This is a genomic window from Vagococcus martis, from assembly GCF_002026305.1.
GTDB classification, from domain to species: domain Bacteria; phylum Bacillota; class Bacilli; order Lactobacillales; family Vagococcaceae; genus Vagococcus; species Vagococcus martis.
Map to the genome: position 1 here is coordinate 232,387 of NZ_MVAB01000001.1, position 12,391 is coordinate 244,777.

The following is a 12,391-nucleotide window of genomic DNA, read 5'->3' on the forward strand; positions in this document are numbered from 1 at the left end:
TCACTTTCTACGAGATGTTATCTTATATTTTTTAGTTTGTTTCAATTAAGCCATATTTGCCATCTTTACGTTTGTAAACGATGCTTGTTCCATTTGTTTCAGCATCTTCAAAAATAAAGAAGTTGTGACCTAACATGTTCATTTGTAATACAGCTTCTTCGCTATCCATAGGTTTTAATGATAAACGTTTTGTACGAACAATTTCTAAACTTGGTTCGTCCATTTTTTCTGTAGAATCACTCGGAGCAAATACTAATTCTTTTGTTACATCTAAAGCTGTTTCTCTTGATTTACGGTTAATTTTTGTTTTATACTTTCTAATTTGTCGTTCTAATTTATCGACAACTAAATCAATACTTCCATATAAATCTGGAGAGGTTTCTTCAGCTCTTAATACAAGATATGGTAATGGAATCGTTACTTCCACTTTAGCATTTTTATCAGAATAAACTTTTAAATTCACATGTGCTGTTGATTCAGGCACATTTGTAAAATATTTTTCTAATTTGCCAATTTTTTTCTCTACATATTCTCTTATGGCTTGAGTAACTTCAATGTTCTCGCCTCTTACATTGTATCTAAACATAACTATTACCCCTTTCATCTATCACTAAAACTAGAAAAATAAGGTTTTTTAATTCCCTTCATCTTTCTATCTCTATTATATCTAACTTATCATAAAATGACAAATACTTTGATAGAGAACGCTTTATTATATCATCTTGCTAAAGAAAACGTTATGACTTTTTTAGCCTTTTTATCCATAAGATAACGTTTTGCTTGCATCATCGTGTTTCCAGTCGTATACACATCGTCTACCAAAACAATCACTTTTCCATCAACACTATGAGTATCTTTTTTGGATATGTTAAAAGACATACTGGTTTTGAGTCTGTCATGTCGTGATTTAGCTGATTGTTTTTTATGATGTTTTGGTTTTTTTAAGATTAACTGATAGTCAATCTTTGCCTCATCTAGTAACAAAGCCACTTGATTAAATCCTCTGTCCGAATAACGTTTTTTTGATAATGGCATGGGTATTACCACATCATATGATAATTCACTCAATCTGTTTTTGATATCCTCACGAAAGACAGCAGCAAGCGATTGATTGCCTTGAAACTTATATTGCGACATAAAGTCACTCATAGTATCGTCATACTCAAATAAGGCAATATGTGGCTCTAACACCATACCTTGAGCTTGCCAATACTGACAATCTGTACAAACCTTTGTCTTACTCTCACCATAACAGTACTGACATTGTCCACGTTGTCTTGTTTCTATTGGCGTAAACTTATCTTTACATGATTCACAGCAGGCTATAGATGTTGTCATATCTCCAAAAAGTAGTTTCTTTAAACTCATCTGTCTAATTATATCTCGTCCACAAAGTACACACGTCATAATGTTGACCGCCTATTCATCTGCTTGATTTCTTTTATAGCTTGTTTTATCGCAGTCGTTTTTCCTTCGTGTAAGAACAGCACCTCGCCAACTGCTGAGTCCCCACTTCGTCCAACTCGTCCTGCAATTTGAATTAATGTCGCGCGGTTAAACACACGGTGATCCGCACACACTACCATGACAGAAATGCAGTGAAACGTGACACCTCGCTCTAAAATCGTGGTGCTTAGTAGTATATCAAGCTCACCTTGCCTCATTTTTTCGACAGTTTCTTCTCTTGTTTTAGAGGACGCATAGACAACACCCATTTGTTTGTCCGGCCATCTCTTTTTTAACACATTATAACTATCTAACATCAATGAAATATCAGGAAAAAATAAAATCAGTGGATGTGTTTGCTTATCTATTGTTTGTATTAATTTTTTAGGTAGTGTTCCTTTTCTTAACTGAGTTGACAATTTTGGGCAGTAAAACGTATTGGGTACAGGCAAATCTCTACCATGAAATCGTCTTGAAACCACACTTCTAGTCGTATTTTGATAATTTTCTAGATTCTTATTACTCGTTGCAGTCAAAAAAACCATCATTCCCTTTTTGACCAAGGCATTCTTCGTAGCATATTGTAATTCAGCTGAATTGACATAAGGAAATGCATCAGCTTCATCAATCACTAAAATATCAAAATAATGAAAAAATCGCATCAATTGATGTGTGGTACAAATAACAAGTGGCGCACCATCAAATTCCTGTTTAGACTTGCCGTATAACAAATTACTGTTAATTGATGGAAAAGCCGCTTGTAATCGAGGGAATAATTCTAAACACACATCTATCCTTGGCGTTGCGATACCTATTATCTTGCCATCTATTAAAGATTTTTCGATTAAAGGAAACAACATTTCCGTTTTTCCAGCACCTGTTACAGCATGTACAAAATGATTGGTTTGATTGTCGTAAGCTGTTAGTAGGTCATTTGCCACACGTTGTTGTATCTTAGTTAACTCTCCTTTCCATTCACAACAATTCTCTCGTTTCGCTTGTTTTAATTTTCTAGGAATACGGTAAAGAAACGCGTCACTTTTGACTTTTCCCATGTTAATACAATACACACAATAGTATCCCGTACTTGTTTGACACTGTGAGCGATGGTTTTTGTGACCACATCTTTGACAAATAACAAATTGTCCATTAATCGACATCCCCGCTACTTTTTTTATCTGTTTATCATTATCAACCACATGCCTTAATGACTTTGGTATGTCGCTTTTAAGTAGCTGTCTGCCATATAGTGTTTCATCCATCTATCATCCCTCCCACAAATAAAATACGCAATAGACTAGTGACGAACTGCCAAATAGACTATAATGAGAATAAGTTATTTACGGAAAGGATATCATTATGAAGAAAACATTTGTTATTGAATCTTTAGATGGAAACACTGATTTAAATGGGATAGTTTGGCACCCATCAACGAAAAAACCTAAGGCAATTTTGCAAATTGTTCATGGCATGGCTGAGTATATCGAGCGATATGCCCCACTTGCAGAATATTTAGCTTCACATAATATCCTTGTCATTGGTCACGATCACTTAGGTCATGGTGAATCAGTTGATATGGATGATCCTTTACACGGATTTTTCTGTGAAGGCGATAGTGCTTCTATCGTGGTGGAAGATACCTTCCAAATTACTCAATACGCTAAAAGTCGTTACCCTGACACACCTTTATTTATTTTAGGGCACAGCATGGGATCATTTGTAGTGCGAAATTACTTAAAAAAATATTCCCATCTAGTAAAAGGTGCTATCTTAATGGGAACTACAGGCAGACGAAATGATGTTAAAATGGCATTGAAATTAGCTAAAGGATTAAATACCGTCTCTCCTAGAACGAAAAATCCGGCCTTAGATAAATTAATGTTTGGCTCATACAACCAAGCATTTAAACCAGCTCACTCACCTTATAGTTGGTTATCAAAAAATCCGGAAAATGTTGAAAACTACGAAAAAGATGACCGATGTGGCTTTATTTTCACCAATAACGGCTACTACACTCTTTTAAGTTTAGTTCACGGTGCCACAAAAAAACATTGGTACAATACGATTCAACGTGACTTACCTATTTTAATTATAAGCGGAGAAAAAGATCCAGTTGGAAACTATGGTAAAGGACCTAGAAAAGTCGCACTTGAATTAAGTGACAACTATTTTAAAGACGTAACACTTCGTCTATATAATGACTTACGACATGAAATACTGAATGAAAAAGAATCCCTTGATGTCACACTAGACATTTATGATTGGGTTTCTCACAGACTATAGAAAAAAGCATGAAGCGTTTATTACCGCCTCATGCTTTTTTATCATTCTTTTTCCTTAAAGGTTGATAAAATATCATTTAACCCTTGAATAGTTTTTTCTGTTGGGTTTACTTCGCTCGTCCATGCCCCTAAATTAATAAAATAATCTGGCGTTTCAATTAAATAAATACGATACGTCAACACACGGTCTTTTGCGTCTTTCATTTCGACTCCAAGATAATACGTTTCTAAATCATTCAACATTTTTTTCTCAGGCTCTACCACAATATTTGCTTTTGATTCACTTAACTTTTTCAAATAGTCATTTTTATAATCATCTAGTGACTTATCTTTCTTTTCTTCAAATCCTGCAGACATAAATGACTTTGAATCTTTATTTCCTACTAAAAAAGCAATCGACTTATCACTATTTGGAAATTTACGCCAGCCATCAAGCATGTTAAACTGATACTGATGGTGATCATATTCTAGTGTGTAAACAAGTTTATCATCCTTTATATCCGTTGATTCGCTTGTCGAACTACTATTAGTGGCTGTACAGGCACTTAAGACGAAAGTTAAAACCAATATAAGTAACCCTATTCGTTTTTTTTGCATAACCATTCTCCTTTTTAACACATATTACTAATAAATTTGGGGGTTAAAGATGCTATCAAATTACTATACCATAAAACAAGACGGCGATTATGAAATCGTCATAAAAAAATCATCCTTTATTTGTCATTTAAGACGCATTAACAATGAAGATGAGGCAAAAGAATACATACAACAAATAAAAAAAGAGCATTGGAAAGCCAATCACAATTGCGTGGCTTATGTTTTAGGCGACAATCAGGAAATTCAACGTTCAAGTGACGATGGTGAGCCAAGTGGTACAGCTGGTGTCCCAATGCTTGAAGTCCTTAAGGTTAAAGAGCTACGTAACGTGTTAGCCGTTGTAACACGTTACTTTGGTGGAACAAAACTTGGTGCTGGTGGCTTAATTCGTGCGTATAGTTCTTCTGTTTCCGAAGCCATTGAACACGTAGGTCTTGTAGAAGGCAAACTTCAACAAGAAATGATTGTTACGGTGGACTATTCCTCTCACGGAAAATTAGAACACTTTTTAAGTAATCACCCTGAGTACACTCTATGTAACACGCAATTTAGCGATACTGTGACTCTATACATTATGGTTGATGAAAAAAATGTGCAACTGTTTGAAGAAAAACTAACTAATTTGCTTAATGCTCAATACTCATCCCAAAAAGGGACACTTGATTATTTTGAGATGCCAATAAATAAATCCTAGAGTCTATTACTCCAGGATTTATTTTTATTTTTCTAAGTAAAATTCAAATCGTTCACCTGCATACTGACTTCGTACGTATTCAAACGGTGTCCCATTGTCAAAGTAAGACACTTGGCGTAAACGCAATACCGCATCGCCTTTTTTAAGCTCTAAGTAATGCGCAATTTTTTCTGATGCATTAAGTGCCGATATTGTTTGAGACGATTTACCAATCACACGATGCCCTTGACTAGCCAGTACGTTATAAAGTGAGCGTGTTATCTCTTCTTTACTAAAATCCTCAATCAAATGATGGGGAATACTGGCTACTTCAAAACAAATCGGAATATCATCTGAATAGCGAATTCGCTCCATCTTCAATATTTTTTGATCTTTTGTTAAACCTAATTTTTCCATCTCGCTAGAACTAGGTGCAGTGACAAAATAAGATAATGTTTGGCTTGATGGTTTGCTTCCTTGCGAGCGTACGATATCTGAAAAGCTTGTTGTTCCAATCATCGTCTCTTGAACTTTTTGTCTAGCTATATAAGTTCCTGAGCCAATTTTTCGCTCTAATATTCCCTCATCTGCTAACGTTTGGATAGCTTGTCGAAGTGTCATGCGACTGACACCAAATACTTCAGATAATTCCCTCTCAGAAGGTAATCTGTCCCCAATCTTCCAGATACCATCTTCAATTTCTTGTTTAATTTTATCATGTATCTGAATATAAACAGGTAACTTTGGAGTCATTCATTCACGTCCTTTTAATTTCATTATCTTTATTATAGCGATTTTTATAATTATTGACAACACCATTAGATAACAACTCTTATAAACAAAAAAGGCATAGATTTCTCTACACCTTTGTATCACTTGTAATTATCTTAATAACGATTTTTTGCACGCCATTTACGATGACTTTGTTTCAACTTATCAGATTTACTATGCTCAACAAATTCCTTTGTTGGAAATACCATTTGAGCTTTGTCTTTAATATTTTCTACTACTTCATTGCTTGTTAAAATATCACGATACTCTAAAATTTGAGATACTAATTTTTCAGATAATTCGCTCATGTGATTAAATCTCCTTTATAATTAAGTTTCTATCATATATATGTATCATACCACAAAAGAAAATAAAAAAAAATCTAACACCGACATCAGCGTTAGATAATACTGGGCTAGCTGGATTCGAACCAACGAGTGACGGAGTCAAAGTCCGTTGCCTTACCGCTTGGCTATAGCCCAATAAATGGAGGGGGGCAGATTCGAACTGCCGAACCCGAAGGAGCGGATTTACAGTCCGCCGCGTTTAGCCACTTCGCTACCCCTCCGTGTCAATCAAGGTTAATTACCCGACTTCCATATAATAACGAATTTCAAAAAAAAAATCAAGTACTTTTTTAAATTTTTTAATTATTTAAATTCCAATGTTTCAAAACTTCTTCATACGCATCATCTTGTGACTTAAATACTCCAAGGATGCCATCTGTTGTTTCTACTTGAAATTTTTCATCAGCAGTTTTAGCTACTTTACCAATCACTTTTTTACCAATTAATAACTCATCGTGACCGTTTACTTCTTTAATTTCAACTTCAACAGGTTTATTTTTTTTCATATCCATCCCGTCCCTTCACACATCGAACTTATATAGAATAACATATTATTTTCAGTTTGTTAAGAGAAAAAGAGAAGCTTTTTAGCTTCTCTTTGTTTCTAAACACATTAAACAATCGTAATCGTTTGATTCTAACGTGTTTTTAAGTTTTTCTGCATCTTTTTCAACAATTTGTATCACAATAATCACGTCACTTTGTTGTCTGTAAACCACAATTTGTACGATATTAAACTGATTTTCCGCTAATACTTTAGTTAAATCAGCCAACACACCTGGATGATCGTCTTTAATCGAAATAGCCACCCGTGTGCCATCTTCTCCGTATCCTGTAATCGCTAGGAAAGCATCAAACGCGTCGGTACTTGTGATAATCCCTTTAATAATATTTTTATCATCAATGACTGGTAATACACCGATATTGTGCTCACGCATAATTTTAATGGCTTCTTCAATAAACTCATCGGCCTTGATAGTGTGAACGTCTTTGATCATCACATCAGCCACTGTCATTTTATTTAATAAATAATTGACTTCATACACGCTTAAGCTGGTTGCTTTTGACGGCATCGCTTCTTGAATTGTTCCTTCAGTGACCAATCCAATTAATTGATTATCTTTTACAACTGGCAAACGGTGAATATTTTTTTGTTTCATTAAGTCCATTGCTTGAAAAACAGGTGTTTCAGGGGAAATCGTAATCACTTCTGTTGACATATAGTCTTTTACTAACATAACTCTATCCTCCTAAATAAGCTTTCTGTACTTCTTCACTCTCTAATAACTCTTTACCGCTTCCTTTAAGCACAACTTGACCTGTTTCTAATACATACCCTCTATCAGAAAGTTTCAACGCCATATTGGCATTTTGTTCGATTAAAAGAATAGTTGTTCCTTGTTTATTGATGCGCTCGATAATATTAAAAATCTCACGGATAAAAATTGGCGCAAGTCCCATTGATGGTTCATCCAGTAATAATAAATCCGGTTTGGTCATCAACGCACGTCCCATGGCAAGCATTTGTTGCTCCCCTCCAGAAAGCGTTGCGGCATCTTGTTTTAATCTTTCTTTCAAGACAGGGAATGTTTCAAAAATATAATCTAAAATTTCTTTTTTCTCATCATGGTTATTATGAATAAAACCACCGAGCTCTAAATTTTCCATAACCGTCATCCCCGCAAAAATATGACGACCTTCTGGCACTTGAACTAAACCACTTTTTACAATAGCCGGAGCTGATTTTTTCGTTAGGTCTTCATTATTAAATGTCATCGAACCACCTGAAGGCTTAACTAAGCCTGATAAACTTTTTAAAATAGTCGTTTTACCAGCTCCGTTAGCACCAATTAAACTGACGATTTCACCCTTATTTACTTCAAAAGACACATCTTTTACTGCCTGAATCATACCATAATGCACAGATAAATTTTCAACTTTTAACATTACTCTTCACCACCTAAATACGCCTGAATAACGCGTTTGTCTTGCTTAATTTCTTCCGGTGTTCCTGAGGCAATCAATGCCCCATACTCTAATACATATAGTCTCTCACAGACTTCCATGACTAGTGACATATCATGTTCAATTAAGACAATGGTCAACCCAAATTCCTTTTGAATTCGTTTGATTAATTGGGTTAATTCTTCTGTTTCCTGTGGGTTCATCCCAGCAGCTGGTTCATCTAAAAATAAAATACTCGGTTTTGTTGCTAAAGCTCGGACAATTTCTAAACGGCGTTGTTCCCCGTAAGGCAAGTTTTTCGCCAAATTATCTTTCTTGTCCTCTAATTCAAATAGACCTAATAGTTTCGTTGCTTCTTCTCTCATTTTGTCTTCTTTTTTATAAAACGAAGGCAAACGTAACATGCCAGATAACACACTTTCTTTAGCATTTGCGGTCATTGCAATCAAGACATTATCCAAAACACTCAAATCTTTAAACAAGCGAATATTCTGAAATGTTCGACTGATACCTAGTTGAGCAATTTTGAAAGGAGCAACGCCATTTAATTTAGTTGTTTTGCCATCATGAGTTAATTCAATCGTCCCTGAACTTGGTTCATAAACACCTGTAATCAGGTTAAAAAGTGTTGTTTTCCCCGCTCCATTGGGCCCGATTAATCCGATTAGCTCATTGTCTCCAAAATGCAAATTTAAGTCTTGAATGGCAGCTAGCCCACCGAAATTTTTTGTTAAATGACTAATGTTCAACTCAGACATGTTGTTTTCCTCCTTTGCTTAAAAGTTTTTTCACTGAAAACTCTTTTGTTCCTAATAAGCCAGAAGGTTTGAAAATCATGATGATAACTAGAGCAAACGCATAAATTATCATACGAATTGCGCCAAAATCTTGTAGATACATATTCAATACACCAAGTAAAACGGCCGCTACAACAGTCCCTGTCATACTTCCAACACCACCAAATACTACGATGATTAGAATATCAATTGATTTCATAAAATCAAAGTTCCCTGGCACAATCGTTTGAACATAACTTGAATACATACCACCAGCAACAGCTGCAGTCATCGCACCAATCACGAAAGCGACAACTTTATATTTTGTCACATTCACACCCATTGATTCCGCTGCGATTAAATTCTCACGAACAGATAATGTCGCGCGTCCTGCTGCACTATGAATATAATTTGTCACTAAAATCAGCGTAATACACACAAATAAGTAAACCATTGACCACGTGACAAATGGAGGAATACCAAATAATCCAGCTGGACCATTTGTAATGTGATCCATGTTCATAATTAACGAGCGGATAATCTCAGAAACTCCAAGTGTTGCAATCGCTAAATAATCACCTGACAAACGCAGTGTTGGGATACCAACTAAAAGCGCCACAATTCCAGATAGAATACAGCCAAGAGCTAATCCGGATAGAAAGCCAACAATAGTTGGAATTTTTAATGTCATAATCGCCGTTGTGTAAGCACCAATTGCCATAAACCCAGCATGACCTAAAGAAAACTGACCAGAAATACCAATAACTAAGTTTAGTCCAACAGCTAATATGATATTAATGCCTATCATAACGAGTGTTGTTTCGATAACAGGTGACATCAATCCAGTTGAGTAAGTTGTCGCCAGAATGGCAAAAACAACGACCATTATTGCTAACCAAATACCATTTATTTTCAATCGTTCTTTCATTGTTATCACCTACACTTTTTCCTTAATATTTTTACCTAATAATCCGGATGGTTTAACGAGTAACACAATAATTAAAATCAAGTAAACGACTGCATCACGATACGCTGTAAAGCCTAAAGCACTCACGACCGTTTCGATGATACCAATCGCAAACCCACCAAGTGCGGCACCTGGAATAATTCCAATCCCACCAAATACGGCAGCGATAAACGCTTTAAGACCAGGCGCAACTCCCATCATTGGATCAATACTATTATAGTAAAGGCCAATTAACACACCACCTGCAGCAGCTAATGACGAGCCAAGAGCAAATGTAAATGAAATAGTATAGTTAACATTTATCCCCATTAATTGAGCTGCTTCAGGATCAACACTTGCAGCACGCATCGCACGTCCCATTTTTGTTTGTTGCACGATAAATTGTAATAATAGCATTAAGAAAATTGACGTTGCAATAATCACGATTTGAATTTTACTAATCTGGAAAATCCCTAAATCATAAGTTGTATTTTTCATCAGCTGTGGATATGGACGAGTGTCTGCTCCCACGAAATAAATCATTAATGATTGCAGTAAGAATGATACCCCAATCGCTGTAATAAGTGCGGCAATACGTGTCGAGTTTCTAAGCGGACGATAAGCTAAAAATTCAATTAACATCCCTAAAATCGCACAAATAATCATAGATGTTAAAAGTGTTAAAACTAAGCCAAAACCAAAGTTATTGGCCACATAGTACCCAATAAAGGCACCAAGCATATATATTTCACCATGAGCAAAATTGATTAACTTTATAATGCCATACACCATTGTATACCCTAGAGCTAATAGTGCGTAAATACTTCCTAATGAGAGTCCATTGACTAATTGTTGAAGGACATTCATTGTTTCCCCTCCTTTTGAAAAACCAAGGAACCTTTAATCAAGTCCCTTGGTTTTCATGATTTCTTACGGATTTACAACTTCTGCTGTGTTTTCTTCGCCTTTTTCAAGTCCGATTACAACAGCTGGTTTTTTCGGATTATGATCTTCATCCATTGTCATTGTTCCAGTAACACCATCAAAATCTTTCAATGTAGCAAGACCTTTTGTTAAAGCTTCACTTGTGTTTTCTTTTTCAGCTTCTAGAGCTGCTTTAATCATATAAACTGAATCATAAGATAAAGCGTTGAATGAACTTGGTGCTTTGCCATATTCTTCTTTAAAGGCATCAATAAATGTTTTTACTTTATCAGAAGCAGGTGCTTTTTCAGAGAAATGTGCTGTGTAATAAATATTACTCATATTGTCAGCACCAGCAATATCAATTAATTTAGAATCTGAGAATCCATCAGCTCCAATAATAGGTTGTTCAATTCCCATTTCACGAGCTTGTTTGATAATTAAACCAGCTTCTTCGTAATAGCCTGGTAAGTAAATGAAATCAAAATCTTTGTCTTTAATTTTTGTTAAAATTGCTTTGAAATCTTTGTCTTTGGCATTGAATTTTTCATCTGCTACAATGTCACCTTTAAATGTTTCTTTAAATGCTTTTGTTAATCCTTTAGCGTAATCACTTGATACATCTCCAATGATCACTGCTTTTTTCGCTTTCAAGTTATCAGTCGCATAGTTAGCTAAGATAACCCCTTGGAACGAATCTTGGAAACATGTTCTAAAAATATATTCTTGCACTTTATCATTTGCTACAGTGATTGAATCATCTGTTGCTGATGGTGTGATAATTGGCACTTGAGCTTTTGTTGCGTTTGGACTAGCTGCTTTTGTCGCACCTGATGTTGCAGGGCCTATCATTCCAATGACATTGTCGCTTGTTGTTAAACTTGTTGCGATTGTTGCTGCTTCAGCAGTATCACTTTTATTATCTTTGACAACTAAATCAATTTTTTTACCGTTAATTCCACCGGCATCATTGATTTCTTTCACTGCAAGTTCTGCACCTTCTTTTTCTTGGTTACCATACCCAGCAGCTGCGCCTGATAATTCCATGTTTAAACCAATTTTAACTGTATCTGCATCTTTGTCTGCTTTGTTATTATTTTGTGCTGCTCCCCCACCAGGTGTTCCACAAGCTGATAACAACAATGTTGCACCCATAAGCATTCCCATAATTTTTTTCATTTTATATTCCCCACTTCTATATTAGATTTAAATAAGATATTTATTAATATAAATTAATATTGGTTATAAGTCAACAGAATTTTCAGACAATTCTAAAATAAAAAAATAGACCGTTAAATTTAAACAGTCTAATCAACAATTTGTTATTACTTGTTCTTTTTATTCTTTCTGTTATACGGTCCTCTATATGTCTCATCAGGATTTTTTCTGACACTAAATTTTTGTGGAACATAGTCAATACCACCCTTCACAAATGGATGGCATCTCAAAATTCGTCCAGTCCCCATAATAAACCCTTTAACTACTCCATGGTAATTTACCGCATCAATCATATATTGTGAGCAAGTTGGATGGTATCGACAACTTTTAGGAAACAAAGGCGAAATAAACTTTTGATAAAAGCGTACTGGTAATATAATTATTTTTTTCATTGACTCTTCCTACCAATTTAAAAAATAACCACCAACACAATCGTTGATGGTCAT

Annotated in this window: 16 protein-coding genes and 2 tRNA genes; 2 read left to right on the plus strand and 16 right to left on the minus strand. The window is 35.2% G+C overall.

What is annotated here, in order from left to right; translation table 11 throughout:
- Positions 1–31: 31 nt before the first annotated feature.
- The 3 genes from hpf to BW731_RS01130 all read right to left on the minus strand — a co-directional run bounded on the left by hpf (position 32) and on the right by BW731_RS01130 (position 2,708).
- Positions 32–586 (minus strand): ribosome hibernation-promoting factor, HPF/YfiA family, encoded by a 555-nt coding sequence (hpf, locus tag BW731_RS01120; protein WP_079344985.1) that lies wholly within the window; start codon positions 584–586, stop codon positions 32–34.
- Between the two features lie 131 nt (positions 587–717).
- Positions 718–1,338 (minus strand): ComF family protein, encoded by a 621-nt coding sequence (locus tag BW731_RS01125; protein ID WP_158080135.1) that lies wholly within the window; start codon positions 1,336–1,338, stop codon positions 718–720.
- A 65-nt stretch (positions 1,339–1,403) separates the two neighbouring features.
- Positions 1,404–2,708, minus strand: coding sequence for a DEAD/DEAH box helicase (locus BW731_RS01130; RefSeq protein ID WP_079344989.1), 1,305 nt, complete (start codon positions 2,706–2,708; stop codon positions 1,404–1,406).
- Between the two features lie 97 nt (positions 2,709–2,805).
- On the opposite strand from BW731_RS01130, the gene BW731_RS01135 reads away from it, so the two are divergent.
- Positions 2,806–3,729, plus strand: coding sequence for an alpha/beta fold hydrolase (locus BW731_RS01135; RefSeq protein ID WP_079344991.1), 924 nt, complete (start codon positions 2,806–2,808; stop codon positions 3,727–3,729).
- Between the two features lie 41 nt (positions 3,730–3,770).
- Here the strand turns inward: BW731_RS01135 and BW731_RS01140 are convergent, their stop codons facing one another.
- Positions 3,771–4,325 (minus strand): hypothetical protein, encoded by a 555-nt coding sequence (locus tag BW731_RS01140; RefSeq protein WP_079344993.1) that lies wholly within the window; start codon positions 4,323–4,325, stop codon positions 3,771–3,773.
- A 49-nt stretch (positions 4,326–4,374) separates the two neighbouring features.
- Here BW731_RS01140 and BW731_RS01145 point away from each other — a divergent pair, with 49 nt between their 5' ends.
- A complete protein-coding gene (locus BW731_RS01145; RefSeq protein WP_079344995.1) occupies positions 4,375–5,019 on the plus strand; it encodes a YigZ family protein in 645 nt (214 codons plus the stop codon).
- 24 nt (positions 5,020–5,043) lie between these two features.
- Here BW731_RS01145 and BW731_RS01150 read toward each other — a convergent pair whose 3' ends face one another.
- From BW731_RS01150 to yidD, 12 genes are all read right to left on the minus strand, one after another.
- Entirely contained in the window at positions 5,044–5,751 is a 708-nt protein-coding gene (locus BW731_RS01150; RefSeq protein ID WP_079344997.1) for a GntR family transcriptional regulator, read from the minus strand.
- Between the two features lie 134 nt (positions 5,752–5,885).
- Complete coding sequence (locus tag BW731_RS01155; RefSeq protein ID WP_079344999.1) at positions 5,886–6,077, minus strand: hypothetical protein; 192 nt, start codon at positions 6,075–6,077, stop codon at positions 5,886–5,888.
- A 102-nt stretch (positions 6,078–6,179) separates the two neighbouring features.
- A tRNA-Gln gene (locus tag BW731_RS01160) sits at positions 6,180–6,251 on the minus strand.
- A gap of 5 nt (positions 6,252–6,256) precedes the next feature.
- Positions 6,257–6,337 (minus strand) — tRNA-Tyr (locus tag BW731_RS01165).
- A 78-nt stretch (positions 6,338–6,415) separates the two neighbouring features.
- A complete protein-coding gene (locus tag BW731_RS01170; protein WP_071457850.1) occupies positions 6,416–6,622 on the minus strand; it encodes a DUF2969 family protein in 207 nt (68 codons plus the stop codon).
- Between the two features lie 81 nt (positions 6,623–6,703).
- The gene (locus BW731_RS01175) at positions 6,704–7,354 is read right to left on the minus strand and encodes a CBS domain-containing protein (protein ID WP_079345003.1); all 651 of its coding nucleotides are present in this window, start codon (positions 7,352–7,354) and stop codon (positions 6,704–6,706) included.
- 4 nt (positions 7,355–7,358) lie between these two features.
- On the minus strand, positions 7,359–8,063 hold the full coding sequence (locus BW731_RS01180) for an ABC transporter ATP-binding protein (RefSeq protein ID WP_079345005.1): 705 nt from the start codon (positions 8,061–8,063) through the stop codon (positions 7,359–7,361).
- Positions 8,063–8,839, minus strand: a complete 777-nt coding sequence (locus BW731_RS01185; protein ID WP_079345007.1) for an ABC transporter ATP-binding protein — start codon at positions 8,837–8,839, stop codon at positions 8,063–8,065. The genes BW731_RS01180 and BW731_RS01185 overlap by 1 nt, the downstream gene beginning before the upstream one ends.
- The gene (locus BW731_RS01190; RefSeq protein WP_071457851.1) at positions 8,832–9,785 is read right to left on the minus strand and encodes a branched-chain amino acid ABC transporter permease; all 954 of its coding nucleotides are present in this window, start codon (positions 9,783–9,785) and stop codon (positions 8,832–8,834) included. The genes BW731_RS01185 and BW731_RS01190 overlap by 8 nt, the downstream gene beginning before the upstream one ends.
- Positions 9,786–9,794: 9 nt before the next feature.
- Complete coding sequence (locus BW731_RS01195; RefSeq protein WP_079345009.1) at positions 9,795–10,670, minus strand: branched-chain amino acid ABC transporter permease; 876 nt, start codon at positions 10,668–10,670, stop codon at positions 9,795–9,797.
- 63 nt (positions 10,671–10,733) lie between these two features.
- Positions 10,734–11,906, minus strand: a complete 1,173-nt coding sequence (locus tag BW731_RS01200; RefSeq protein WP_079345011.1) for an ABC transporter substrate-binding protein — start codon at positions 11,904–11,906, stop codon at positions 10,734–10,736.
- 146 nt (positions 11,907–12,052) lie between these two features.
- A complete protein-coding gene (yidD, locus tag BW731_RS01205) occupies positions 12,053–12,337 on the minus strand; it encodes a membrane protein insertion efficiency factor YidD (RefSeq protein WP_079345013.1) in 285 nt (94 codons plus the stop codon).
- Between the last annotated feature and the right edge of the window lie 54 nt (positions 12,338–12,391).